The 25,555-nt window shown below is 52.5% G+C and carries 21 protein-coding genes and 1 pseudogene; 7 read left to right on the top strand and 15 right to left on the bottom strand.

The genetic code is table 11. From position 1 onward, the window contains the following. Positions 1 to 158: 158 nt before the first annotated feature. The 3 genes from ABV298_RS31370 (at position 159) to ABV298_RS31360 (ending at position 4,735) form a co-directional block, all read left to right on the top strand. Complete coding sequence (locus ABV298_RS31370) at positions 159 to 1,628, top strand: hypothetical protein (protein ID WP_353720055.1); 1,470 nt, start codon at positions 159 to 161, stop codon at positions 1,626 to 1,628. Between the two features lie 80 nt (positions 1,629 to 1,708). Continuing rightward, on the top strand, positions 1,709 to 3,538 hold the full coding sequence (locus ABV298_RS31365; protein ID WP_353720054.1) for a cytochrome c peroxidase: 1,830 nt from the start codon (positions 1,709 to 1,711) through the stop codon (positions 3,536 to 3,538). A gap of 387 nt (positions 3,539 to 3,925) precedes the next feature. After that, on the top strand, positions 3,926 to 4,735 hold the full coding sequence (locus ABV298_RS31360; RefSeq protein WP_353720053.1) for an alpha/beta hydrolase: 810 nt from the start codon (positions 3,926 to 3,928) through the stop codon (positions 4,733 to 4,735). Here ABV298_RS31360 and ABV298_RS31355 read toward each other — a convergent pair. The 15 genes from ABV298_RS31355 to ABV298_RS31285 form a co-directional block, all read right to left on the bottom strand. Next, positions 4,725 to 5,960, bottom strand: coding sequence for a sigma-70 family RNA polymerase sigma factor (locus tag ABV298_RS31355; protein ID WP_353720052.1), 1,236 nt, complete (start codon positions 5,958 to 5,960; stop codon positions 4,725 to 4,727). The genes ABV298_RS31360 and ABV298_RS31355 overlap by 11 nt on opposite strands. A gap of 8 nt (positions 5,961 to 5,968) precedes the next feature. After that, on the bottom strand, positions 5,969 to 6,304 hold the full coding sequence (locus ABV298_RS31350; protein WP_353720051.1) for a YciI family protein: 336 nt from the start codon (positions 6,302 to 6,304) through the stop codon (positions 5,969 to 5,971). A 200-nt stretch (positions 6,305 to 6,504) separates the two neighbouring features. Further along, a complete protein-coding gene (locus tag ABV298_RS31345; RefSeq protein ID WP_353720050.1) occupies positions 6,505 to 7,377 on the bottom strand; it encodes a hypothetical protein in 873 nt (290 codons plus the stop codon). Positions 7,378 to 7,453: 76 nt separating this feature from the next. Then, the gene (locus ABV298_RS31340) at positions 7,454 to 8,155 is read right to left on the bottom strand and encodes a PKD domain-containing protein (protein WP_353720049.1); all 702 of its coding nucleotides are present in this window, start codon (positions 8,153 to 8,155) and stop codon (positions 7,454 to 7,456) included. A gap of 33 nt (positions 8,156 to 8,188) precedes the next feature. Beyond that, on the bottom strand, positions 8,189 to 9,070 hold the full coding sequence (locus tag ABV298_RS31335; protein WP_353720048.1) for a hypothetical protein: 882 nt from the start codon (positions 9,068 to 9,070) through the stop codon (positions 8,189 to 8,191). Positions 9,071 to 9,132: 62 nt separating this feature from the next. Beyond that, positions 9,133 to 9,810, bottom strand: coding sequence for a sigma-70 family RNA polymerase sigma factor (locus tag ABV298_RS31330; RefSeq protein ID WP_353720047.1), 678 nt, complete (start codon positions 9,808 to 9,810; stop codon positions 9,133 to 9,135). Between the two features lie 231 nt (positions 9,811 to 10,041). Next, complete coding sequence (locus tag ABV298_RS31325; RefSeq protein ID WP_353720046.1) at positions 10,042 to 11,505, bottom strand: hypothetical protein; 1,464 nt, start codon at positions 11,503 to 11,505, stop codon at positions 10,042 to 10,044. 33 nt (positions 11,506 to 11,538) lie between these two features. Then, positions 11,539 to 12,801: a caspase family protein gene (locus ABV298_RS31320; protein ID WP_353720045.1), complete on the bottom strand. Its 1,263-nt coding sequence runs from the start codon at positions 12,799 to 12,801 to the stop codon at positions 11,539 to 11,541. A gap of 31 nt (positions 12,802 to 12,832) precedes the next feature. Next, on the bottom strand, positions 12,833 to 13,258 hold the full coding sequence (locus ABV298_RS31315; RefSeq protein WP_353720044.1) for a hypothetical protein: 426 nt from the start codon (positions 13,256 to 13,258) through the stop codon (positions 12,833 to 12,835). Next, positions 13,233 to 13,514, bottom strand: a complete 282-nt coding sequence (locus ABV298_RS31310) for a hypothetical protein (RefSeq protein WP_353720043.1) — start codon at positions 13,512 to 13,514, stop codon at positions 13,233 to 13,235. Before ABV298_RS31310 ends, ABV298_RS31315 begins: the two co-directional genes overlap by 26 nt. A gap of 170 nt (positions 13,515 to 13,684) precedes the next feature. Beyond that, positions 13,685 to 15,160, bottom strand: coding sequence for a DUF4384 domain-containing protein (locus tag ABV298_RS31305; protein WP_353720042.1), 1,476 nt, complete (start codon positions 15,158 to 15,160; stop codon positions 13,685 to 13,687). Between the two features lie 44 nt (positions 15,161 to 15,204). Then, positions 15,205 to 16,011: a hypothetical protein gene (locus ABV298_RS31300; protein WP_353720041.1), complete on the bottom strand. Its 807-nt coding sequence runs from the start codon at positions 16,009 to 16,011 to the stop codon at positions 15,205 to 15,207. A gap of 14 nt (positions 16,012 to 16,025) precedes the next feature. Further along, a complete protein-coding gene (locus tag ABV298_RS31295) occupies positions 16,026 to 16,631 on the bottom strand; it encodes a hypothetical protein (RefSeq protein ID WP_353720040.1) in 606 nt (201 codons plus the stop codon). Positions 16,632 to 16,641: 10 nt separating this feature from the next. Next, positions 16,642 to 17,709, bottom strand: a complete 1,068-nt coding sequence (locus ABV298_RS31290; protein WP_353720039.1) for a caspase family protein — start codon at positions 17,707 to 17,709, stop codon at positions 16,642 to 16,644. A gap of 128 nt (positions 17,710 to 17,837) precedes the next feature. Continuing rightward, positions 17,838 to 18,743 carry a GNAT family N-acetyltransferase gene (locus tag ABV298_RS31285; protein WP_353720038.1) on the bottom strand — a complete coding sequence of 302 codons (906 nt, stop codon included), beginning with the start codon at positions 18,741 to 18,743 and terminating at the stop codon, positions 17,838 to 17,840. Between the two features lie 230 nt (positions 18,744 to 18,973). Here ABV298_RS31285 and ABV298_RS31280 point away from each other — a divergent pair, with 230 nt between their 5' ends. From ABV298_RS31280 to ABV298_RS31265, 4 genes and pseudogenes are all read left to right on the top strand, one after another. Continuing rightward, the gene (locus ABV298_RS31280) at positions 18,974 to 19,663 is read left to right on the top strand and encodes a response regulator transcription factor (RefSeq protein ID WP_353720037.1); all 690 of its coding nucleotides are present in this window, start codon (positions 18,974 to 18,976) and stop codon (positions 19,661 to 19,663) included. 117 nt (positions 19,664 to 19,780) lie between these two features. Then, entirely contained in the window at positions 19,781 to 21,049 is a 1,269-nt protein-coding gene (locus ABV298_RS31275) for a TolC family protein (protein WP_353720036.1), read from the top strand. 16 nt (positions 21,050 to 21,065) lie between these two features. After that, positions 21,066 to 22,151 carry an efflux RND transporter periplasmic adaptor subunit gene (locus tag ABV298_RS31270; protein WP_353720035.1) on the top strand — a complete coding sequence of 362 codons (1,086 nt, stop codon included), beginning with the start codon at positions 21,066 to 21,068 and terminating at the stop codon, positions 22,149 to 22,151. A 182-nt stretch (positions 22,152 to 22,333) separates the two neighbouring features. After that, positions 22,334 to 25,487, top strand: a pseudogene (locus tag ABV298_RS31265) (CusA/CzcA family heavy metal efflux RND transporter). Positions 25,488 to 25,555: the final 68 nt, after the last annotated feature.

Below are 25,555 nucleotides of genomic sequence, written 5' to 3'. Positions count from 1 at the left end.
GGCGTTACGATCCCGAAACAAAATGTATCGGGCTGCGAATGCGTGCTACGGGCAACGTAACGCCAACTTAATAAACTGATAATAAATGCGTAAACTCTGCGAAAAGTGAATGGCTGTTCTTTGTGGAAACCATTTCACTTAATCAGTTTATCTTCACCATGAGACCTTTGTTTACCTACACCGCGCTGGCCGGCCTTCTGGCACTCGGCGCATGCCAGGACCACCGCGATCCAAACAGCCCGGACATTACCCTGCAAAACCGTTCCGTGACGCCCGTACTTGCGAAATTGCTTCCCGGCGCTACCAACGGACGTGTTTCGGCCAGCAATGTGAGGCTCTATTCGCTGCTCAGTAGCGATGACCAGCTCGAACAATCGCCCAGCTACGTGTTCGGTGGTTCCGCGGATGGCGCCGGCCTCTTCCAGAACCCCGATGGTAACTACACCATCCTGGTCAACAACGAAGACAACTTTTCGGTGTCGCGCATTACATTGGACAAAGGCTTCAAACCCGTAAAAGGCGAATACGTGCTGAATTCGGACGGCGGCACGTGGCGTCTGTGTTCCGCAACGCTGGTAACGCCGATTGAGCACGGCTTCGGGCCTGTGTTCCTAACTTCCGGGGAAAGCGGCCAGGAATCGCGCACACACGCGTTGAACGTGGATTCGGATGTAAGCCAGGCGAATATCTCCCGCGAGGTGGCGGGCCTGGGCCGCTGGAGCGCCGAGAACGCGGTCCCGCTTCCCAAGACCGCTTATCCGGGAAAAACCGTGATTGTGATCGGTGACGACGATTCGGACGTAAATGGCGGCCAGCTAGCCATGTATATGTCCAACACCATCGGCGATCTCGACAACGGTACGCTTTATATGCTCAAACGCGCCGATAACAACCAAAAAGAAATGGATATGAAACCCGGCTCGGCGTATGACGTGGAATTCGTCAGGATCGACAACCACAAGACACTGACCGGGGCGCAGATCAACGCAAAGGTGAATGATCTGAAAGCCATCAAATTCGGGCGGGTAGAGGACGTCGATTACCGCAAAGGGGGCGGAGTGCAGGGCCGTGAGGTGATTTTTGCGGTAACAGGCCAGGACAACACCGGCCCGAATGCCGATTATTCCCGTTCCAAATACGGCCGCGTTTACCGCATGATACTTGATGCCAACGATCCGACGAAAGGCAAGCTGGAAGTGCTGCTCGACGGCGACGACCGCAACGGCATTGCGAAAACCTTCCAAAACCCCGATAACGTTTGCGCTACCTACGATTACGTCTACATTATGGAAGACCCGAACGGTTACGGCGACGAGAAGCACGATGGTTATGTATATCAATATAATCTCAATACCAAACAGTTGACGCCCGTCCTTGAAATCGATCACCGCCGTAACGAGGCCGATGCCGCCAAATACAATGTAGGCGGAACGTCCGCGCTCGGGTCGTGGGAAAGCAGTGGTATGATCGACGTGTCGGACGTGACCGGCCGGCCTAATACGTTCATGCTCGGCATTCAGGCGCACACATGGCGTGGCGATAAATACAAGGGTGTGGATGGCGGCTCTGTCCGTAAATCGGAAAATCAGGCCAGCCAGCTGATCCTTATCGAAGGTCTGCCTCGTTAATTATATAGTTTTCAGACTCCTGGCCGGAATTTTCGGGCCGGGAGTTTTTTCCTTTTTGATTCAATACCCGCTCCTGCACCATGCTGAAATTCGCGCGTAACCCCAATTCATTTGTCTACCGGCACCGGAGACTGCTTTTTTCGCTCTTCCTGATCATCGTAATTCCGCTGATCGTTTGCCTGATCTGGTGGCTGACCCGCCCGGAATCCACGCCTGTGAGGAGGATAAAACAGACCTTCTTGCAGGATATCATAACGCTCGACAGCGCCGTGAGCCGCCTGCAGACCGACATTCGCGCCAAACGGCCGGCAGCCATTCAGGAATCCTTCAAACGGGCCCGGCTGGCTTATAAGCGCCTGGAATTCATATCGGCCTATTATAGCCCCGAAACCACCCGTGCGCTGAACGGCCCCAACATTCCCGAAGTGGACGACGACCTGCGCGTAAACGAGCCGCAGGGGTTCCAGGTTTTGGAGGAAATGGTGTTTCCCGAGGTCGCTACGGATGCTTATCCCGGGATGCTGCACACAGCCAACGTCATTCGCTCGAATGTTAACCGGTTGCGAAAGATTTCCGAAACCAATGAGCTGACGGACAGCCATATATTTGATGCAATGCGGCTCGAAGTTTTCCGGATCGTTTCAATGGGAATTACGGGTTTCGACTCGCCGGTCGCTTTTCATTCCCTGCCCGAAGTAGCTTCGGCATTATCGGGTATGCGAGATCAGTTGGCCCGATATCCTTCCGGAGACGGGAATAATGCCAAGATGGCAGAACTGGATAGTGCATTCGACGCGGCGATCGCGTATATCCGCAAATCGTCGGATTTCAATGCGTTCGACCGGTTGGAATTCATTAAATACTACGCCAATCCGCTCAGCAGCGGATTGCTCGATGCGCAGAAGGCGCTTGGTATCCCCGTATTCACCGAGAAAAGATTGCTGTCGGCTTCCGCGCGCACGCTCACCGATTCGGGTGCGTTCGATGCCGGTTACTTTGTCAACTTCGAAGAGCAGGCTATGACCGCCGAGCGGATAGCTTTGGGTAAAATGCTGTTTTTCAGTCCGGTATTGTCTAATAATTCAGGACGCACGTGTGCCACCTGTCATCAGCCGGGGAAGGCCTTTACCGATGGCGAGCCCCGAAGCTTTGCGCTCGGGTTTAACGGTATGCGCGTCAGCCGGAATGCCCCTACATTGTTAAACGCGTCATTTCAGGCTGCGCAGTTTGCCGATTCGCGTGTCACATTCCTCGAAGACCAGGCCAGCGACGTGATCCGGAATCCCGAAGAAATGCACGGATCGCTGCCCGACGCTGTTGCGGCTCTTAGCAGGCAGCCGGGGTCACGTAAACTATTCGAAGAGGCTTATCCTGACGGCGTTAACGAAAGCAACCTCAAAAACGCCATTGCCAGCTACATCCGCTCGCTGTCCTCTCTGGATTCCCGCCTCGACCGGCATTTCCGGCGTTCGGAGAACCTGCTGACTGCCCAGGAAAAATCGGGTTTTAACCTCTTTATGGGGAAGGCCAAATGCGCTACCTGCCATTTCTTTCCGCTATTCAATGGTACCGTGCCGCCTGCTTACCTCGAAACCGAAAGCGAAGTGCTGGGAACGCCCGCAACGGCCGAGGGCAAGGCTGTCGATCCCGATCTGGGCAAATTTATGCTTACCAAACGCGAACCGCACCGCTACGCATTCAAAACGCCGACTGTCCGCCACGTTGCCCTCACAGCGCCCTATATGCACAACGGGGTTTTCCGGACATTGGAAGAAGTGGTCGATTTTTACGACCGTGGCGGGGGAAACGGCCTGGGTTTCAATCTCGAAAACCAGACATTGCCCTTTGATAAGCTCAACTTGTCGGATTCCGAGAAAAAGGCGTTGATCGCATTTATGAAAATTTTGTGACGACTTTCTTGCTGTTGCTGCCCTCCCTAAGTGAGATCTAAATAACCTGCCCGCACATTACGAATACCTCGTGCGACGGCATCTTACCTCCATTCAGCATCATGTTGACGGCGATGTATTTGTTATAACTAATTATATGTCGGGTATTTATCTCTCGACGAGTGCCTTGCGGTGCCGGTTGCGGCGGAAGCCCAATCGCGTTAGCGATGTAATATCGGTGGAACGTGCATTGTATGATTCGTTTCGAAAATGCCGTGCGCATGTAACGGCAGATCGCAGCCGGCAATCTGGTATTTTCATTACATTCATTTTGTTACTGACAAAGGGTTGTCATTCAGGCCCGGTTTCTTTGAGGGAAATTAAATATTCACTTCAACAGACAACCCTATGAACACAATCATCAGCAATGGTACCCCGATTAGTTACCACATTTACGGAAGCGGCCCGGCGACGCTGCTTTTTGTCCATGGTTCTTTCATCGATCAAACCTACTGGAAGGAGCAGGTTTCCTTTTTTAAAGAGAAATACAAGGTCGTGACGATGGACCTGGCGGGTCACGGCGAATCCGGCACTAACCGTGATACCTGGACGCTGCACGGTATGGCCGACGACGTTGTGATCGTGATCAGGGAGTTGCAGCTCGAAAACGTGATCCTTGTCGGGCATTCCCTCGGCGCAAACCTGATTCTCATGGCGGCAGCGCAATATCCCGGCTCGGTAATCGGGTTCATTGCGATAGATAATTTTAAAAACCTAGCCACACCTCTTCCCCGGGAATATGAAAGTCAGGTAGCGGCAATCATCGAAAGCTCGAAAGTGGCTTATGCCGATACCAATGAGCATTATGCCCGCATGGTGCTGCTCACCCCGACTACGCCCCGGTGGATAACCGACAAGATTGTGGCTGCCTACCGTAATTCGTATGAGCCCATGGGCCGGCAAACGCTGCCGCAGTTCTTTGAAATGGACCGGATCGAGCGGGAATGCATGCCGTTGCTGAGGGTCAGAATGAATCTCATCAATGTCAATTATATGCCTACGAACGTCGCTGCGCTGGAAAAGCATGCGGTGAATGGTTATGCATTGATCACCCTGGCGGGCACTTGCCATTACCCGATGCTGGAATCACCAAAAGCGTTGAACGAGGCATTGGATGAGGTAATCGACAGCGTGCTGGAAGTTAACGTTATGCGTTAGATACCAGCAACCGGGCATATTCCCGGCTCAGCGTCTGTTTCTCCCCGGGCGACTTCGACAGGTCGATAGCCCGCCGGTAATGCTTCCCGGCGAGCTCGCGCGACAGGGGTACGTACAGGTATGCGACGAGGGCGTGGTAGTAGGCATTGCCGTCAAGGCCGAGCTTCCGGGCTTCGGCCAGCCCCGCTTCGTTGCCGTGCACCCGGGCCCATGCGAATGTGCGGTTCAACGCCGTCATTTCGGAATATTCTATGATGATCAGCTGGTTATATAAATGCAGGATGTGCTCCCATTTGGCGGGGGAAAGGGTAGTGTGCCAATACGCAATGCCGGCTTCGATGTGGTATTTGGATACCGTATTGCCCGAGCAGGCATTAATCAGGTAGTAATTCCCCCTGTCGATCAGCTCGCTGTTCCACAAACCCCGGTCCTGGGCTTCGAAAAGGACAGTCTCACCGTCATGGTCCAGCCGGGCATCGAACCGCGAACTCTGGTAACACATCAACGCGAGCAATGCCTCCACATGCCGGGTGTTGGTCAACGGATTTTCCGCCAGCATCAATGCGAGCCGCATCGCTTCCGCACAAAGGTCTTTGCGGATAACCATATTGCCCGATTTCGAAAAATAGCCTTCATTGAAAAGCAGGTAGAGCGTGCGAAGTACCACATCCAGACGGGCCTGTACGTCGTCGGGGTGTAGCGGACTGATCCGGAACTGGTCGTTGCGCAGGTTCGCCCGCGCCCGGAGCAGACGCTTTTTGACCGTTTCCGGTTTTGCGAGAAATGCATCGGCGATCTCGGCCACACTGAAACCGCACAGGATCTGCAAGGCAAGGCTGATCTGGCTTTCGGGCGGATTGGCGGGATTGCAAACCGCGAATATCATAGCGAGCTGACTGTCGGTAATGGTTTCGTCGGTGAAGTCGAAATCGGGCTCGATAGGGTTGTTCCCGCGCGACAGGGCGGGGGAAACCTGGTTTTCGAACACCTGCGCGTGTTTGAGGTAATCTTTGGTTTTGTTGCGGGCGACGGCGTACAGCCATGCGACCGGATTTTCGGGAATGTCCTGTGTTTTCCAGGTTTCGGTGGCTTTCAGAAACGTTTCGCTGACGATATCTTCGGCGATTTCAATGTGTTTTAATCCAAAATGACGGCACAATACCGCCGTCATTTTGGTATACTCCCTCCTGAAAAGGTCTGACATTATTTCAGTTCTTTCCACCATTTCAACATTCATTTGCGCTGCAAAACCTCGCGGACTTCGATATTCCCGCCGATTTTGAATATCGGATTGGCCTTTGCGAGCTCTATGGCCTCCTCGATCGTCCCGGTCCTGACGATCACATAACCACTGATAAACTCCTTGATTTCAGTGAATGGGCCATCGGTAACCACATTGTCGGCATAAACCGTTTTCGCGCTTTCGACGGACAGCGTATTGCCTTTATCGGCGAGTTTGTTCTGTGCGGCGATACCCGCGAGCCAGTTCATACGCTCCTGCATTTGCTCAGGCGTGGGTTTGAAGTCGGTCTGGTTGTTGAGCCGGAAGATTAATGCGAATTCTTTCATGATGTACATTGGTTTGATTTACCCTATGACGACCGGTCGACGGAAACGGGGACAATGCATTTCGAATAAAACGGATTGTAACAAAAAGGCAAGTCGATCGTCTACCTAATGTCAAGTGTAAGCAACGGCTTCACATCCAAAAACAAAAGAGCAGACGTTTCGCCTGCTCTTTTTTTGAACTGCTTCGGAAAGGAATCTTGTCAATGAAGCTTATAACGTGTAATAAATGTATTTCGCTCGTCACTTTTGCCGTTTATATTGATCTCATTGAAATTGGAATTGGTTTTGAACCAACCAGCAGCATATACATATCCCGTGTTGGTAATGCAAATCTTATTCACCCGGTCTTCATAGGCTCCGCCGTCGGAGACAAGAAAGCCGGTAGGGGTTAGCTGGTTGGGCTCCACCTCGGTGAGAATGATGTCTGTAACCCCTTTGCCTTGCACCGATTTCCCTCCGACCATTGGAAATTGAGCAGTTGTACTACTGAATGAACCGGCCAATACAATATTCCCTTCCTTCGTTCGAGCTATGCCACCGTGGTAATCGCGGTTCCCGTTATGGAAGCCATTGCTCGCCGCCACTACCTTGCCCTGGGCGTTCCATTTTGCAAGGTAAGCGTTTTCATCGCCCCGGCTGTGTAGTGATAGCTCGGTAATGTCACCGTTATGCATTCCGGTAACATACACATTTTTGTCGTTATCTACTTCAATATCATATGCGAAGTCGACACGTGCCGAGGCTGCACGACGCGCCCATAAAAATCCGGTGTCGATGAGCCCCCATTTCGCCACAAAAATATCGACACTATCGACACCGCTGAGCGTCTGGTCCGGTGACGAAAAACTTACGGATTCAAGGAATGCGCCGGCAACGTAGGCATTACCCTCATTATCGACAGTTATTGTTTCGGGCACTTGCGCGTTCGGCCCTGTGATCATACTCCTGCGTTGAAATTCACCATTGCGAGCATCCAAAACGGCAAGGAATCCATCCCGCTCGTTAGCTGGAACCGATACGCCGTTCAAATCGATGTTTTTGTTTTTATTATCACCTTCTACAACGCCTACCATGTAAATTTTAGGACCTTCACCTCGTTCATCAAATGCCAGTGATCGTCCCTGATCTTCCAGTGGCCCTCCAAAAGTTTTAAACCATTGGGGGGGCACCGGTTAGGCCATTAAGTCTTGCGACAAATCCATCTATCTTGCCTTTTGGAACAACATCCGATTTATTAACCGAGCCACTAATGAAACCGGTCACATACACATCGTTATTATTGCCTAGCGCCAATGCGTTAGCGTGATCGTCCCCTGTGCTGCCGTCCATGTATACCCATTGACATTGGCCCGAACTATTGAACTTGGCAACAAAAAAGTCGTCCGAGCCGCCTACCGAGTGATATACCTTGCCGGTTCCAAATTGTATTGTGCCTTTGCCAGTTCCTGAAATGTAGATATTGCCATTAGCGTCGGAAACAATGTCCGTTGGGAAGTTATTATCGCCCGATATGCCGAATGTTTCCTTAGGATCAGCTCGGTCGACTTTTACAGCTTGTGTATTGCCGCTACTGCCGCCATCGATACCTCTCACGATTAATTTTACCTGGTAAATTTTCTCCGACAAAAACTCATGTGTCACTGAGTCGCCGCTTACGAGTTCAGTTTCATCGCCGAAATCCCAAAGTAGGCTCGCAGCATTCTCCGACTGGCTCGTAAATGTCACGGTACACGGAGCCTTGCATCCGTTTTCAGGTGTAAATCTGAACAGTGAAAGCGGTTTTTGCGGTATATCCACATGGCAGGCAACAGCCACCGATATCAGCAGAAAATATGTAAAAGCCTTCTTCATAGAATGAACGTCGGTAGGGAGGTATAGGTAAAGTTAACGGATTTTGGCAAGCAATTCCACGGCCTGTTTGTTATATATATTTTCCGGATTGGCGCTGATCTTTTTCAGTTGTTCTTCGCAGTTTTTCAGGTCGTTTTGTTGCAGATAGGCCAGGGCGGCGAACCATTCCGCCGCATCTCTGACCTGCCTGAACTGGCTGGCCTCAGCCTGCCGGAACTCCGGCAGTGCCGCAGTCGCCTCGCGCTGCGCGAGGTAACGCACGCCCTGGCGTATATGTGTAGTATCCGACCGCCATTGCCGGAATGCGGAGGGACTTATGCCAAGCTTGTCCTTCGGAAACGGACTTTCCAGCTCCAAGTCGGGGCGGAAATATTGGGCAAAAAAATCGGTGTTGCTAACGACCGGTTCCGTTTTTGCCGGCCTTTTCGGTTTTAGTACGGGCGTTTTCGAAGTATCGGCGCTTTCATCGGTCCCGCCCTTCGTAGCGGCGGTATCGGGCATTACGGGTAGTTCCCTGGCAGGGGTTTCCGAGGCTATCTGCGTGTTGTCCGGAGCGAAGTTGATATACCACACCAATCCGGCCGCGACGAGAATGCTTGCGGCGGCGGCGATGTACGGCCAGCGAATGCCGGTTGGGGAGCTGTTATCCGCGTTAAGAGGTGTAATCCCGGTTTCATCCCGGTCGTGGTGTTCATACAGCGCCCCTTCGCTTTTTAGCTGGGCGTGAATATCTTTAAAAAGTTTTTTGTATTCATTCGCTTTCAGTCCGTCACGAATGCGGCGTTGGGTTTCGACTTCCCGGGCGAGTGCCTCGTCCGCTTGCATGCGTCTTTCGAAATCCGCCCGTTCCCCCGCAGTGCCCTGTCCGGCCAGGTAGCGGTGAATTTCATGAAAGGCTTCCTCTGATAATTCCATATGCTCCAATCGTGATTCGCTGGTAGGTTATACTGGTTGATACGCGTTTCCGCTGATTCTTATCACTGCAAATGAAATTTTTCCCTCAGGTACTTCGCGCATTTGAACCGCTTCACCATCGCCGAAGCCTCGGTCATGCCAAGTTCGCCCGCGATCTCCCGCAGCGACCAGCCGTCGACGTAAAACCATCGCAGCACTTTCCGGCAATCGTCAGCCAGCAGTTGAAAAGCGCGGTCCAGCTTCCGGAAAATCCAGTGGCGTTCGTCGCTGTCATAGGCTTGCAGAACGGCCTCCGGCAGGGCCGTTTCAAATGCGTTGCCGTCGTCGTCAAAGCCCGTAATTTTAAAAGTGCCGGTGGCACTTCCGTCTTTATACGATTCTTCACCGTCGTCTTCTGCCGCAAGCCGGCTTTCCAACCGTACTTCATTACGGCGGTTGGCCTGTTCGAGGCTTTTTTTCCATTGATTAATGTAAATGCGAAAAAAATAGCTGGTAATGCGCGTACTTTCCTGATACACGAAGCTTCCGTCACGCACTTTAACCAGAAAAATGGCCAGGCATTCCTGCAAAAGGTCTTCCGCCTGCTGTTGGTCGGCGCCCCTTTTTAAAACATAGGGAATGCATTGCCGGTAGGTTTGAAAATACAGGAAAGAATATGCATCGCGATTTTCCCGAAGCAATTCTTCATAAAACAACCGGTCGGAATCAAGGTAGCGTTTGCTGGAATCTTGGAATGTCATTCGCCTCGATATTTCTGCAAAAAAACAAAAAAGAGCCGGTTCGGGAAGCCTGCTACAAAACAATTTCAAAAAAGATTGCCCAACGGTGATAATGTTTCGAAACCTGGGCGGATAAATGTTCATCCCCAAAACCGGAAGCCCGCGCGTGCCCGCGCACCATGCAGGCCGGACGTTTTTGGGGTGTGGGTTATTACTAACCAAAGAGTGCCCGACGGTTTCGACGGGCCTCTTTCATTTAAATGTGTTTCTGCGGGGCTGGGTTGTAATGGGAATAATAGATTTTGCGATTTGTTTTTTTTTCCCTTGTTCGGTCGTCAGTTCCACTACGTTTTTCAGGTCGTCAAGAATAAATGTAAAACCATTTTGCCATTGCGTTTTTTCAATGGGTTTGAATTTACCTTCGGTAGCATAGGCCAGCAGCAATTCAAATCCAAAAGGGGCCGCGCATTCGAATTGTTCGGGCAGGCCAATCCATTTGCCGACGGCATCGGGGACAATCGCGAAATCGTCGTTTCGCAGGCGGATCAGGTTCCTCGAAGCGTCCTGATAAATCATCCGGACGGTACAAGGCTTGTTCGCCCGCACTTTCAGCGTCATCCTGTCGCCTTCCCGGTAGGATTGCGGCCCGTAGCCTTTATTGGTGATTACTTCAAGCACCAGTTCCTCCCCGTTGCCGGGCCGGTCGTCGTCCGTTGCAGTAATCGCCTGGGCGTGCGACGCCTCTTGCATAAGCTGCGTATCGGGTTCGATTTCGGCATTCGGGATGTTAGAGAGCAATATCTCTGCCAATAGCGCCGGGCCCACCGGTTGTTCGCGGTCGTTGATGAGCTGCACGCCGATTTTCAGGAAGTTGCCCGATGTGGCGTAGCCGCCTCTCAGTTTCAGCATCGGTTCAAGCCCCCGCGTAAGCAGGTCGATCCGGATGCCGTTGTTCATTCGTGTCAGCGACGATTTCAACGTTCCCGTCAATTGTTTTGAAAAATCGTTGGAGATACCCAGCCCCTGAAAGGTAATTTCTTCGATAAAAAGTTCACGGACACCGTTTTGGGTAATGGAGCGGAGGATTTTTTCCGACAGTTTGTCAATCACTTCCGGTAATGTGATGTATTCAAGCGGGTTACGCCGGTCGGTAAGTGAAAGCGTTTCTGTGCCTTTTTCTTTCAGGTTGGTATCCAGAAAGCCTATCCGCGCCTCTGCTACCTGGTTTCCGTCCATTCGGAGAAATACGCCGGCACGGCAGGGAATATCTTTTAGTTCCAGTGGTTTATTGCCCTGATAACGGCCAAAGAGCGTCTTTTTACCATAAAACGATACGAGGTATCCTTCCGGGACCGCCCTGAATTCAGCCTCTTCCCAGTCGAAATGGCAGGTAAGCCCGCTTTTTTGGTAGCCGATGAATGCGATACGCTTGTATTCGTCGAAATCGATCGTTTTAGTGCCCTTATTGTCGGGTAGCAGGTCGTTTTCGAAGCGGGCGTCGGGGCGGAGGTTGGCCTGCATGCGATATTCCGCTTCTTCACGCTCCCCGGTGTCGGTCACGTAAGGGTTGGTCAGGAGGCCGAACGCCGATTCAAAGTCTTTCAACACTTGTTTGGCGCGTTCCGCAGCCCGGACCCTGTAATAGGCGCTCAACCCCTGCCCGAATGAACATCGTAACGGAAGGACGAAGATCAGGACCATCAGCAGCCGTTTCATAGCGGTTTTCGGGGAAGGCGGTGGCCGTAAGGGCTAGTTGGATTGATTGAGGATCACCTCGCGCGTGAGCAGGCTGTTTTCCATCGGGACCTGCTGCCGGTTGGTCAGCTCCATTACCCGTATCCGGACGGTGCGGAAAATGTCTTCGAGCCGCAGGCCCGGCACATCGAGCGCTTTTAGCAATTCGGCGGTGTAGGGACTGTTTTTACCGTCGCCGTCCAGGGCCGTAAAACCGGGTTTTGTGGAGAACGTAATGAGCGAACCCGGCGGGGCGCTCATGCTCGCCAGGCCCTTGGCGCCGGAACTGCGAGTCCAGCTGCGGCTCAGCGGATTGTCGCGGCAGGCGTCGAGGATCATGATGTTGGTCCGCTGGGAATCTTCGTCCACCGCCGACATCTGGTCCAGGATATCGTCTGCCGAAACGGCCAGCACTTTCAGTTCCATTTCCGATTGCGGGCTGATATCGACGGGCACCAGGTAATTTCTACCACCTACCTGAATACCGTGGCCCGCGTAGTAAAACAGGGCAACTTCCAGGGCCTGTCCCTGGATACTGCTGCCGAACTGCGCTACCGCGGCACGCAGATCGCTCTGCCGGGCATCGATCCGCTCGATCACTTCGAATCCCAGGCTGGTCAGCTTTCGGGTAACGGCCTTCGCGTCGTTCACGGGATTTTGCAGCCTCGAACCGCCTTCATAGGCAGAATTGCCCACTACCAGCGCAATGCGTTTTTTAGCCTTGTCGTACACGATGGTGAGCGTGTCGGAACTGCCTGCTCCCGAGGCGTTGCCCGCCAGGAGCCTCACGGTATTTTTTCCCTCATTCAGTATCACCTGATGGGAAATATACGTGCCGCCGAGGCAGCTTTCCTCCTTCGCCGGCACCGCCTTGAACGAGCGTGTAGCAACAGGGGAGAGCATTCCGTTGACCTCCATGCGGATGTTTTCCGCTTCGTTCAGCACACATGCATTCAGCCTTATTTCCGGCTTGTCGCTGGAAGTAACGTCGGTAAGCCATTTGATTTCCGGTTTGCTGCCGGCGTCGAAAGTATTGAAAAGGTCCCTTGTCCCGTTGCGGTAAACGATACCCGCTATCTCGGCAATGGGCAAAGACACGAGTTTTTCGCCGGTTTTGTACTTTACAATGTCAGGATATATTTCACGGATCGATACGATTTTCTTTTCCCGGTTTCTCAGATAGAGCGTATCGGCGGACGGGTCGCTATCCGCGGCACGGCATAGTTGCGGACCGAGAAGAGGGCATATTAACGCAAGGAATGTAAAAATGTGCTTCATAACGTCGAAAAGCGGATAATGGAAGCGTGGTTTAAAACGAAAGCGCAATACGCAGGCCGCCCGCCCGGTGAGGCGCTTCGTAGTAGGGCTGAAAAGAGAGTTCCCTCTTTTTCCGGTCGAGCTCCGCACGTACTTTTTTTGCCAGTTGTATATTTTTAAGGCCCATTAATTCCAGTGCAACTCCTCCGACTACCGCCACAGCTCCGAAATAAATGCCCGGCGATGCAAATTTGCCGAAGTTTTCCAGCTTCTGAAGATCGCCGGCTGGTGGGGCAGTCTTGTAGTTTGCCTGGTACCACGCGGTATAGGTGTCGTTTGTATTTTGAATTTCCCTTTTATAATCGCGGTAATCGCTGTTCAGTTTGATTATCGTGGCAGCTCCCGCAACAATTGCCGCCGTGCCGGCGGTGAGATAAATGGTACCGCGTTTTCTAAACTGCGAGACTTTTTTTTCCAAAAAGTTTTATATCGATTGCCGCGCCGTTCGCCGGTTCCCTTCCCAATTTCAAAGGATCCCCTTTTTGTTCCGCAGTACCGTTTTGATACTCGATTTTCAGAATATCCGAATGGAAAAGGAAATAATCGGGGCCATCCGGGTTATCGGCTCTTTTGTAACGCACATATTTGGAATCCGTGCCGAGCACTTTCGCGTCTATTTGTTTTCCGTCTTTGCGAATGATCCTGTCCTGCGCATTGATAGTGGTCGAAAACATGAGGCAAAAGAATGCCATTAAAACGAACATAGCAAGCTCTTTCGAAACGGAAACCGTTTCGCGAAAACCTAATGTTTTATTTGTACTTCGACTGTCGGCGCAAAATTTATCCAAAGCAAAGAGGATTTACGGGTTATAACTGGAGTTAAAAATAAGCAAATGAAAGGAAATTATTGATGTATTATCCTTACAAGCATTGGTACCACACTTCCTTTCGGCGCCCCTTTTACTTCATAGGAGATTTTCCCTGGCTCGTATACAATTGCGTGCGGTGAGATAAAGTCTTCCCCCAGCGCCGTATAAACTTTTTGAACGATCGTACCCTCCGCATTTTTGATTTTCGCGGCGAGTTCCGTCAGGTTCAGCTGGTTTCGGGAAATAAAAATGATGAAATAGTCTTCTCCCTTTACATCGTCGAGGGTAAAGGAAGTGTGTGCGGACGGCATGAGTACCTGGCTGTTGGCGGGCACCACAGCGCTGGTGGTAATGTCCCCCGAGTTGTACGGAAAAAGCGGCGAAACCCGGTTATCCATATCGGAGCCGAGGATGTACACATAGGCTTGTCTGGTGTTGTTGATTACCATTTTGAACCGCGTTCCGGAAGCGTAAGGCCGGCTCATGGTGTAGCTGATCATCCCTGTTCCGCTCCCGGCATGCGCCGGGGTTACCTGCGCGCCTTTCAGAAGCGTCGATCGGACGGGCATTGCACCGTTTCCGGTTACAAAATCGACATTCCCTTTGAGGGAAACCGTTTGCGGCGTTGGTTTTACGGCAGGTTCCGTGTAAACCTGATAGGCATATCTTGTAAAGCGGGCGATATCGGCATAGCTGGCCCAGATGTATCCACCGGCACCCCAGCTTTTTCCCCAGCTGTTGGCGATAAGGAACGAGCCGTTCCGGACATGGTCGTCATAGCCGATCACAGCCATCGAGTGCCCTCCGGCGGCATTTTCAATCGTTTCTCCGGCCGCCGGTTGCCAATGCTCGCCAACCGCCTCGATAAACGACGGCGGTACCAGCATACCGATCAGCACGGCATTGCCGCTTTCGACCAGGGCCGACTTAATAGCCGCAATACGTTGTTCGGGCGTCGTGTTGTTGTCGTTCGGGTTAAAAAGCGTGGCATAGTCGGCGATTGTATAATTGGCGGCCTGGTCGTCGCATTGGCCATACCGAACATCGCAGCTCCCCGGCGCGCAGCTGAGGAGCGCGGCCCCTTTGGTTTTCATCACTTCCAGGGCGTCTTCGAGGTAAACGCCCTCGGTACATTCGGTACCCAGCCCGGATTTGAGCTGCCCGTACAGCCAGCCGGGTGAAAATGCCTTTGCCGTGATTTTCTCCGGTTGGTTGCCAAGCCCCGTTTTGCGGGCTTCCATGGCTGTACGCATATAGTAGGCGGCCGACCAGCCTACGCAGGTGCCGTCCATCCCCTGATCGCCGATTTCAGGCAAGAGGCCCCGGATACTGAACGACCCCGGGAGCGGCCCTTTGAGCAGAACATCCGGCGATTTGCGGGGCAGGCGGAGGTATTTCGAGTCATCCATTTTCAGGCCCATGCCCCGGGTTTGCGCCTGCGATGGTGCCACCGGGCCGGCCAGCGTCCATGTGAGCACCGCGAAGGCTGCTATTTTTATGGAAGATCTCATTTCAGGATAAACAGGATTTGGTAAAACAAATTTCGGCCGCCAGGCTATTCCTCAGCAAGGTTGCTGATCAGCCAACCCGAATTTTCTTTCTCCCTGATGAATTCGCTCAACTCGATCCGCCAGTTTCCGACTCTCAGGTAAATCTGGTTCGATACAACGGCCTCGGGTATCAGCCAGCCTTTTCGCAATGCATTTTCGACCTGCCACCACGCCTCGTCGCGGCAATCGTGGCACAGGGTAAAAGGGGTGAGGCTGCGGTAATCGTGCAGCCCCCGAAGCAAAGGCAGGAAACTCACCTCGTGTGCATTGGGCGGAAGTATGGCTTCCGGCCGGCGTGCCGTTGCTTTCTGCATTTCTGCTTTGGCGTTTGTCCATGTTCCCGGTGGGATAACCCTCGCGATCTGCCAGAAAGAAGCACTGTCCGCGGTATAGCCCTTTCGCAAATGCACGACCAAAGTGTCGCCCGAACCTTTGTAATTCATTTTAATACCTGCGATAGCTTCCATACTGGGCCGTTCGGGAATCGTGATGCGCCGGGCAGCGACCTCCTGCACAAATGCCCCGATCTGGCTGGTGTATGGGTGACGCGCCCCGCCGCTGCCGGTCAGGCGCTTGTCGTCCTCGTCGAACAGGTCCCACAATGCGGCCCTACGTCCGTCTCTCCGCCCGACAGCGTCATTAAACCGCCGGATGAACTCGCTCACATGCAGGATTTGACCCGTCATGAATTTTTCGGGCCTCCGGGTATTGTCGCTCCTCAGGGTATGGCCAGCCGCCTCGCTCCCTGGATATGCGACTTGCGCGTTCACCTGCGCATACATGGCGAGCAATGCCAGCAGCAAGCCTTTCATCGTGACAATCGTTATTAAAAACCCGGAATCGGAACTGTGTCTTTGACGGTAATGTCGCCAAAGAATACCTTCAAATCCTCCTTGCCCGCGTGCGCATACACAGCCGCGCTCCGGGCCGAAACGCTGATGTCCTTCCGGTCCCGACTGCCGTAAACGAGATTGCCGTTCTTATCCATTCCCTTGAATTGCTGGTAATACGTCGCTGTGGCGTGGTAGCTGCCGTCGGCGCCTTTTTCAAACCCGGACACCACCGCCGCGTCGTAATAAGTGATCTCCACCTTGTCGAATTTCACCCGCATGAGGTTTTTGAAATAGATCCCGACCGGAACGGCCGATACCGTGCCGTCCCTGCGCGAAACCTGCACGTAGGGCGACCGTCTGGCGCCATTTACTTCATAATCCTTTTCAAAAAGGCTCAGGGCGAGCTCTACCGCCTGTTCACGCTGCTCGGGCGAGAGGCTTTTGTCGGCGATCATTGAAATGTAGAGTTGCAGGTCGGTGACGCGCCGCTCCGTCAATTCGTGGAACTCGGCCAGTCGTTTGCGATCCATTACAGGCTGCGCACGCAATCCGGCCAGGCTTGAAAATATGATAAGGAGGGCGGTAAAATAGCTTGCCATGTTTGTCCGGTTAATTTGCCTTGCGTATTTCCTGCAACGTCACCAGGTCATAGGCGCACCCCTTTCCCGGCGTCGAGAGGCGTTCCACAAAATTGAATTCGTCGATCAGCGCCGCAGTGTTCAGGACACGTTTCAGAAATTGATCGATCGGCTGCGTTTCTACGGGTCTTTCGGGATCGTTCATATAAATGCTGACTTGCGCGGCCGGGCCGAACAAGCTCTTTTGCCGGGATAGCCGGAGTTTGTTACGGTCGTGGAAAGGCCGTTTTTCGTCGGCCAGCGTGTTCAGGAATTTGTTGATTTCCGCGAAATCGGCTTCCGGGCAGGGCATCGTTTCCGCGGAGAAATTCCCTATCCATTGCGAATGGTGTTTCAACGAATCGGGGAGACCTTTCAGGCTTTCCTGCAAGCGGTTTTCGGTGTCGGTAAGGAAGGTTTGCCACGAAATGTTCGTATTGTGGCTTCCTGCGTATGCAAGCGCCTGCATCCACGTCTGGCTGTAAAAGCTGCCGTCATCGGGATGGGCCGTCGCTTTTTCGCCTTTTCTGGCGCTGCTGAGAAGCAGATCGCCGTTCGCCTGCACAAAAAGCCGGCGTAATATCGCGGTATCGTTCGTGACGGTAATCCCCCTCGTTACAGGCCTGGCCGGGCGCACCCTGTGCGCATCGCCCGACAAGTGATTGCAGCAGTCGCCGAATGTAAGGCAGAAACGCGGCTTTTTGTCTTTTAAAAGCTTATGCACGGTTTCGAGTTCCAGGGTTTCGTTGTTGAGATAAAGTACAGGAAAACGGGTATTTCCGGCGGCGGTATTGATGCCGTGGCCGGTGTAATAAAAGAAAACGATATCCTCCGGTTTGCATTCGACTTGCGAAATGGCTTCCCGGATGCCCGCTTCTCCAAATTTTTCCCTGGGACAAATTATCTCCCGGTAATTGTATTCGATTTTTCTGGAAATGCTTTGTAAGGTCCCGGACATTTCCTGCAAGTCTTTTTCGCAGCTTTTCCCGATGAGCGGGTCACTCACGTCGGCGACGATTACCGCATAGAAAGTTTGGGCGCGACCTAATGAACTGGTCAATAAGGTGATTAATATTGCCCACAATGCATTAAGGCCGCGTGTCGCGAGAGGGTTCATATCGGTAATCTGCCAGGCACTTCCAGTCAAACTAACTTGTAGTAGACAAATAAACAGGGAATCAATTAAATTCAACGAATAGCCCCTGACAATTTTTTTACGGAAAGTTGAATAACAGATTTCAATATCCCTAACCCTTTTCGGGTCCCGAGCTTGGCCCAGATCATTTCCGGGCAATCGCTTAATTTTTTCCCCCGGTACATTCTCACAAATCGCCGCTGCTCTTCCAACCCCACCGACCGTGCCCAGCGCAGTGCGGCTTTGTTGGGAACCGGAATGTCGACGAAAACCGGGAGCCCGCTGAAATGGTGCAGCATCGCATTGCAAAGCTGCCGGCCCACTTCCGGCCCGGATGCCGCTGCCGGGCCGATTTGCACCGCATTGCGCCCCTTTCGGGAGCCTGCATAGCCGAGGCCATCCTCGAAAAGCGAATAAAAAAACGGATGCGACCCGGCCAGCTCATGCAGGAATATGGTGCGGTCGGTCGCAGTGACGCGCGCATCCAGGGCGAGAAGCGTGGCGTCGCGCGTGTCGGATGTCCAGCGCATGGCGTCGGTTTCGATGTCCTCCGCGGCTTTCGCAATGCCCTTCATGCGTACGACTTCGTATTCGGCCGTAAATCCAAGTTTTTCATACAGGCCCTTTCCCAAAACGGTGGCATCCAGCCGCTGGGTTTCCACGCCGAGGCCGTCGAGGTGGGCCATGGCGTGTTCCATCAACCTTTTGCCGATGCCTTGGTTCCGTGCAGCGGTATCTACAAGGACCATCGCGATCCAGGCTACGCTACCGAAGCGGCAGGTCGTGACGGTACCGGCCGGGGTCCCGCTTTGCTCGGCTACAAAACAGCCTTCCGGTTGAAGCGCCAGCGCCCGGCGCCAGTCTGCTTCCACCTGGTTCCAGCCTGCTTGCTGCACAAGGTTCATCCCGAACGGTATGTCGGCGGGTTGCATTAATCTGATGTTGGCGAGAGATTTCAAAGGTGTGGGAAAAGGTTACGTATATAAAGGTAGGTTAGTTGTCGGCGGCTTTTTGCAGTTATCGGTTATGAAACACCTAAGGTGCTGATATAAAGATTTTTACGTTAAAATAAATCAATATTTAATTAAAATCTAATCAAGGTTAGTGGTATTGGCAATTCCTAAATATAAATCTTTGCATCGCTCCTGGCTCTGCTTTTGACGCAAACCTGATCAGAACATGTAAGAAAATGACGAAGACGATACTGATTATCGAGGACGACCTGCGCATTGCGCAAAACATTTACAAGGTCCTGCATTCGGAAGGTTTCGGAGCGGAGATTTCGCGGGACGGCCTTTCGGGGAAAAAAATGGCATTGGAAGGGCGTTATGACCTTGTTTTGCTGGATGTTAACCTGCCCGGACTAAACGGTTTCGAAGTTTGCCGGCAAATCGGGCAGTTCAAGCCGTTGTTGCCGGTGATCATGCTGACGGCCTATGGGGAAGTGGAAGGTAAGGTGGAAGGGCTCGGGAAAGGTGCTACCGATTACATCGTCAAGCCATTTGATTTCCGGGAACTGATCGCGCGAATTAATGCGGCATTGCGGCTGTCGGATGCCGGGATGCCCGAGACCGGCAGGCGGGTGCTGAGCATCGCCGACCTTCAACTGAATGTCGATACGAAAGTGGTGACGCGCGGCGGGAAGTTTATTGGCCTCACTGCCAAGGAGTTCGCGCTGCTGGAATATTTTCTGCTCCATCCGGGGATGGTTATTTCAAAGATGGACCTAGCCAGGAATATCTGGCATCTGAACTTCGATCCAGGGACGAATTTCGTGGAGGTATACATCAATTACCTGAGGAAAAAAATCGATAGGGGATTTGATGTGAAACTGATCCAGACACGGCCGGGACTGGGCTACATTCTCATGGAAGGGTAGGGTAAAACCGGCATTTCTATTTTGGAAACGGCCTTTTTAATTTTTTCCTAATATACTTTTAATGATTTTCTAAATGCATTGATTGTGCCGGAAACGACTCGTTTCCCAATCTTTGCAATGTCAAAAACAAGAGCTATGCGATTTTACCTGATAGGGTTGCTTACCTGTATGAGCACGGTCTCATGGGGGCAGGACACCCTGAAAGTTACCGTCCGGCAGGCGGACAGCCTGTTTCTAACGAACAATCTGACCCTGCTGGCCGAACGATACCAGATCGATATGGCCAGGGCAGCGGAAATTCAGGATAAACTTTGGAATAATCCTAACCTGAATGTCGAAATGAGCGCTTATAACCCGTCGCGAGGCTGGCTGGACGTGGGAAAGCACGGACAGAAGTTTCTCAGTCTGCAACAGGTCATTACCCGGGCCGGGAAGCGGACGAAGCAGGTGGCGCTGGATGTGGAAACGACGCGGAAAACGGAGCTGGAATTCTTCGACCTGGCCCGGACGCTGAAATTCGACCTTCGGCAGGTATTTTTCGAAACCTACTTCCTGAACCAGACGCTCGGGCTGCTGGATAACCAGATTACCACGTTGGCAACAACGGTGGAGGCGTTCGATAAAGAATATGGCCGCAACAACGTATCGCTCAAAGAAGTGGTGCGACTGAAAGCCTTGCTGTTTCAGCTGCGCAACAACCGGGCCGATTTGCTGTTTGAAATCACCGAGAACCAGCGAGACCTGCGCATTTATTTCAACAGCGAGGCATATGTCGTGCCTTTGATCGATAGCACCGACCTTGTCCGTTACCGGATCGAAGCGCAAACGCCGGAGCAGTTGCGGGAGCTGGCATTAACGCGCCGTACCGATCTGAAAGTGACGGAATCGGCCGTAAAGCAGGCGGAGCTGAATTATAACCTGCAAAAGGCACTGGCGAAGCCGGACATTGAAATAGGGGCGGTGTACGATCAGGCAAGTAATTACCAGAACAACTATTTCGGCATTTCGGCATCCATGGCGCTGCCGTTTTTCAATCGGAATCAAGGGAATATCAAAGCGGCGAAAAGCGGCATCAGTTATTTCAAAACACAGGAAACGGCTAAGCGGAATAGCATCGCCAACGAGGTGAATGCCGCCTGGAACAAGGTAAACGTGGCCGAAAGCGCCTACCGAAGTGTGGAAGACCGATTTACCGACCAGTTCTTGCAGCTTAACCGGGGGATGTACGATAATTTTCAAAAAAGGAATATAACCCTCCTCGAATTCATCGACTTTATCGAAACTTATAATGAAAGCATTCGCGAGTTCAATCGCCTGCAATCCGACCGTATCAAGGTCTACGAGGAACTGAACTTTGTGGTGGGAGGGGAATTATTCGGTTTTTAAATATCAAAAAAACACAATGCGAAAAATATGTTATGCCATTCTGGGCGGAATGGTGGTGTGGGCTATGTCCTGTCGGAAACAAACCAGCCCCGAGGAAGAGTCGACGGCGTTCATGTTGTCGGATTCGATGATGCGGCAGATCGCGCTCGATACGGTCAAAACAGAAAAGGTCCGGAATGAGCTTACCCTCGTCGGAAAGGTCGTGCCGGACGAAAATCGGGTGATCCGGGTGTTTCCGCTGGTTGGCGGGAATGTCGAAGATGTGAAAGTAGAGCTCGGAGACCATGTCAGAAAGGGGCAGGAGCTCGCAACGATCCGGTCGGGAGAGGTGGCAGACCTGGAACGCCAGCTGATCGAGGCCCAGTCGGATCTGCTGATCGCACAAAAGAACCTGTCGTCGACCGAAGACTTGTTTGAAAGCAAGCTAGTGCCGGAAAAGGATGTGATTACCGCACGGCAGATGGTCGATAAGTCGCAGGCGGAGCTCGACCGTGTCAGGGCTATGTTTTCGATTTACGGGGTTTCCAAAGCGGCCGGCTACGTGGTCCGCTCGCCGATCAACGGCTTTATCGTGGACAAAAATGTGAACCGCGGCACGCAGCTGCGCTCCGACAACGCGGAAAGTCTTTTCACCGTCGGCCAGATTTCGGACGTGTGGGTGATGGCGAATGTGAACGAGAGCGATATTCCCAAAATCCATCTCGGTATGCCCGCCGACATCAAGACGATCAGCTTCCCGGACGAAGTTTTCAAAGGAAGGGTGGACAAGATATACAACGTCCTGGATCCCGAAACACGGGCGATGAAGATCAGGATACAGCTTTCCAATGCCAGTTACCGGCTTAAACCGGAAATGCATGCCACGGTGAACCTGAATTTCGAGGAAAACATCCGAATGCAGTCGATATCATCCGAAGCGGTGATTTTCGACCGGAGCAAAAACTGGGTGCTTGTTTTTACGAGCAAAAGCAAAATCGAAGCCCGTCCCGTGGAGATTTTCAGGAACCTTTCGAAACGGGCCTACATCAGCAGTGGCCTGGCAGACGGCGAAGCCGTTGTGTCAAAGAATCAATTGCTGATTTATAACGCGCTGATTCAGTGACTTTGAATGAGTGAATGTAGTCGAGGGTTGTCAGGAATAGTCGGGTGTTGTTTATTATCCATTTCAAACAATTCATGGCTAATCTTGACCCTGATGACCTCCCGACTAGCTTCCATTCCCGTTCTACGGTGGTTCATTCAATCATTCAATCATTCATCCATTGACTCATTTAAAACTGAACCATGAACAAGTTCATCAGGGGAATCGTCGGTTTCTCCCTTCGGAATCGCTTTTTCATATTTTTTCTCACGGGATTGCTGGTGGTGGCCGGTGTTGCGAGCTATCGTGCCACGCCGCTGGAAGCATTTCCGGATATTACTAACACCCAGATCATCATCGTTTCGCAATGGAACGGCCGGAGCGCGGAGGAAATCGAGCGGTTTGTGACCCAGCCCATCGAGATTGCGATGAATTCCGTACAAAAGAAAGCCAATGTCCGGAGCGTGACGATGTTCGGGTTGTCGGTGATCAAGATCATTTTCGACGATGGTGTCGAAGATTTTTTTGCCAGGCAGCAGGTGAACAACCAGCTACGGACGGTGTCGCTGCCCGAGGGGGTCGATCCGGAAGTTCAGCCGCCTTACGGGCCAACCGGCGAAATTTTCAGGTATACCCTCGAAAGCAGGGACCGCGATAGCCGCGAGTTGCTGACATTGCAGAACTGGGTCATCGACCGCCAGCTAAGAAGCGTTCCGGGTGTTGCCGACGTGGTCGCATTCGGTGGGCGGGAGAAGATATACGAAGTGCAGGTAGACCCGACGGCGTTGGCGAAATACAACATCACGCCGCTCGATGTTTACGAGGCTGTTGCCAAAAGCAATATCAACGTAGGCGGTGACGTGATCGAGAAGAACGGTCAGGCTTACGTCGTGCGCGGGATTGGTTTACTGGAATCCGCACAGGATATCGGGAATATCATCGTCGAATATGTGAAGGATTACCCGGTGCTGGTGAAGCACGTGGCCGACGTGCGGGAGTCCGATTTGCCGCGTGTAGGACAGGTGGGGCTCGACGGCCGGGACGATGTGGTGGAAGGCATCGTGGTACAACGGAAAGGGGAGAACCCAAGCGAGGTGCTGGCGCGAATCAAGGAAAAAATCACCGAACTGAATACGAAGATATTGCCGCCGGATGTGAAGATGGCCACATTCTATGATCGCGACAACCTCATTGAATTCTGCGCCGACACGGTGAAGCACAACCTCGTGGAAGGGATTGTTTTTGTGACAGTTATCGTGTTTTTATTCATGGCCGACTGGCGCACGACGGTCATCGTGTCGATCATCATTCCCCTTGCGCTGCTGTTTGCATTCACTTGTCTGCACCTCAAGGGAATGTCGGCTAACCTGCTGTCGATGGGCGCCATCGACTTCGGGATCATCATTGACGGTGCCGTGGTGATGGTGGAAGGCATTTTTGTTGCGCTGGACCACATGGCCCATAAGCGCGGCATGGAGCGGTTCAACCGGTTGTCGAAACTGGGATTGATCAAAAAGACGGGCGGTGAGCTGGGGAAAGCCATTTTCTTTTCCAAACTTATCATTATCACCGCTTTAATACCCATTTTCAGTTTCCAGAAAGTGGAAGGGAAGATGTTCAGTCCGCTGGCTTACACGCTGGGTTTTGCATTGCTTGGCGCATTGTTTTACACGCTTACGCTCGTGCCCGTGCTTTGCTCCTTTTTACTGAACAGGAATGTGCGCGAGAAGAACAATCCTGTTGTCAATTTCTTCGACAAAACGGTTTCAAAGGGATTTGAGTGGTGTTATACGCACAAAAAGGTGAGTATGATTGCCGCGGCCGCGTTCCTGGGTGCTTCATTGTTCTCCGCAACCATGCTGGGAACGGAATTCCTGCCGCAGCTCAACGAGGGCGCATTATGGGTTACCGCTGAGCTGCCGATGAGTATGTCGCTGCCTGAAAGCGTGAAAATGTCCCAAAAAATCCGCCGCGACCTGAAAACATTCCCCGAGGTAAAGCAGGTACTTTCGCAGGTAGGCCGTTCCAACGACGGTACGGATCCAAACGGGTTCTACTTCTGTCAGTTTCAGGTGGACCTGATACCACAGAAGGAGTGGAAACGGCAAATTAACGTGGAGCAGTTGACCGACGAGATGAACAAGCTGCTGAGCAACTATCCGGGCGTTTTGTACAACTACTCGCAGCCGATCGTCGATAACGTGGCTGAGGCTGTGGCCGGATACAAGGCGAGCAATGGTATTAAAATCTTCGGATCCGATTTGCAGGAGTTGGAAAAGTACGCCAATATTGCCATGGACGCCGTCCGGAATGTGGACGGGATCAGGGATCTGGGGCTGATCAGGAACATCGGCCAGCCGGAAATCAGCGTCATCCTCCACGACCATAAAATGGCACAATACGGCGTCAGTACGGCCGATGCCCAGGCGGTGATCGAAATGGCAATAGGGGGGGAAAACGGCCTCTATCCTTTACGAAGGCGAGCGGAAATTCGATATTCGCCTGCGCTACAAGCAGGAATACCGTCAGGACGAGCAGAATATCCGCCAGCTGATGGTGCCGACGCTTACCGGCAGCAAAATCCCGCTGAAAGAGATCGCGACGATCCGGAAAGTCACGGGGCCGGCATTTGTTTACCGTGATAATAACAAGCGGTTTATCGGTGTTAAATTTTCTGTTCGCGGAAGAGACCTCGGCGGAACGATTGCCGAAGCACAGAAACGCGTAAAAGAAAAACTGACGAATTTACCCAAGGGATATTCGGTGGAATGGGTGGGGGAATTTGAAAACCAGGTACGTGCTACCGACCGGCTGGCGCAAGTGGTGCCGGTAAGCCTTGCCGGGATTTTCATTCTGCTATTTATCATGTTCAGCAATGCCCGGGACGCCGGGCTGGTACTGGCCAATGTGTCGTTCGCATTGGTGGGCGGTATCCTTGCGCTGCACGTTACGCATATGAACTTCGGGATTTCGGCAGGCGTAGGATTTATCGCCCTGTTCGGGCTTTGTGTGCAGAATGGCGTGATATTGATTTCGGTTTTCAACAAAAACCTGGCAGCCGGGATGCCGCTGGAAGAGGCGGTAAGGCAGGGAGTAAAGTCACGGATCAGGCCCGTCGTGATGACGGCCCTCATGGCGGCTATCGGGTTGCTGCCTGCTGCCATGTCGACGGGTATAGGCTCCGAAACGCAGAAGCCGCTGGCAATTGTCGTGATTGGTGGCCTGATCACCGCAACCGTGCTGACCCTGCTTGTTTTCCCGATTATCTACACATTTTTCAACAGGAAAAAACAGGGTGGTACGGCCCGGCTGACCACCTGGCGGCCAAGCCGGTTTTCGGATGATACAAAAAATTAACATAACCTAGATCGTTCATTCTCAGGCAGGCGATTCCGGGCAACGACAACTTTTGAAAGGGCTTTCCA

This window comes from Dyadobacter sp. 676 (assembly GCF_040448675.1).
In the GTDB taxonomy this organism is placed as follows: domain Bacteria; phylum Bacteroidota; class Bacteroidia; order Cytophagales; family Spirosomataceae; genus Dyadobacter.
Note: the sequence above shows the minus strand (reverse complement) of the source record. Positions and strands in the feature narration are given on the sequence as shown.

Excerpts from the sequence above, each read along its gene's own strand:
- ABV298_RS31370 (WP_353720055.1), top strand. The coding sequence starts at position 159 with ATGAGACCTTTGTTTACCTACACCGCGCTGGCCGGCCTTCTGGCACTC.
- ABV298_RS31365 (WP_353720054.1), top strand. The coding sequence starts at position 1,709 with ATGCTGAAATTCGCGCGTAACCCCAATTCATTTGTCTACCGGCACCGG.
- ABV298_RS31360 (WP_353720053.1), top strand. The coding sequence starts at position 3,926 with ATGAACACAATCATCAGCAATGGTACCCCGATTAGTTACCACATTTAC.
- ABV298_RS31355 (WP_353720052.1), bottom strand. The coding sequence starts at position 5,960 with ATGGTGGAAAGAACTGAAATAATGTCAGACCTTTTCAGGAGGGAGTAT.
- ABV298_RS31350 (WP_353720051.1), bottom strand. The coding sequence starts at position 6,304 with ATGAAAGAATTCGCATTAATCTTCCGGCTCAACAACCAGACCGACTTC.
- ABV298_RS31345 (WP_353720050.1), bottom strand. The coding sequence starts at position 7,377 with ATGGTAGGCGTTGTAGAAGGTGATAATAAAAACAAAAACATCGATTTG.
- ABV298_RS31340 (WP_353720049.1), bottom strand. The coding sequence starts at position 8,155 with ATGAAGAAGGCTTTTACATATTTTCTGCTGATATCGGTGGCTGTTGCC.
- ABV298_RS31335 (WP_353720048.1), bottom strand. The coding sequence starts at position 9,070 with ATGGAATTATCAGAGGAAGCCTTTCATGAAATTCACCGCTACCTGGCC.
- ABV298_RS31330 (WP_353720047.1), bottom strand. The coding sequence starts at position 9,810 with ATGACATTCCAAGATTCCAGCAAACGCTACCTTGATTCCGACCGGTTG.
- ABV298_RS31325 (WP_353720046.1), bottom strand. The coding sequence starts at position 11,505 with ATGAAACGGCTGCTGATGGTCCTGATCTTCGTCCTTCCGTTACGATGT.
- ABV298_RS31320 (WP_353720045.1), bottom strand. The coding sequence starts at position 12,801 with ATGAAGCACATTTTTACATTCCTTGCGTTAATATGCCCTCTTCTCGGT.
- ABV298_RS31310 (WP_353720043.1), bottom strand. The coding sequence starts at position 13,514 with ATGTTTTCGACCACTATCAATGCGCAGGACAGGATCATTCGCAAAGAC.
- ABV298_RS31305 (WP_353720042.1), bottom strand. The coding sequence starts at position 15,160 with ATGAGATCTTCCATAAAAATAGCAGCCTTCGCGGTGCTCACATGGACG.
- ABV298_RS31300 (WP_353720041.1), bottom strand. The coding sequence starts at position 16,011 with ATGAAAGGCTTGCTGCTGGCATTGCTCGCCATGTATGCGCAGGTGAAC.
- ABV298_RS31295 (WP_353720040.1), bottom strand. The coding sequence starts at position 16,631 with ATGGCAAGCTATTTTACCGCCCTCCTTATCATATTTTCAAGCCTGGCC.
- ABV298_RS31280 (WP_353720037.1), top strand. The coding sequence starts at position 18,974 with ATGACGAAGACGATACTGATTATCGAGGACGACCTGCGCATTGCGCAA.
- ABV298_RS31275 (WP_353720036.1), top strand. The coding sequence starts at position 19,781 with ATGTCAAAAACAAGAGCTATGCGATTTTACCTGATAGGGTTGCTTACC.
- ABV298_RS31270 (WP_353720035.1), top strand. The coding sequence starts at position 21,066 with ATGCGAAAAATATGTTATGCCATTCTGGGCGGAATGGTGGTGTGGGCT.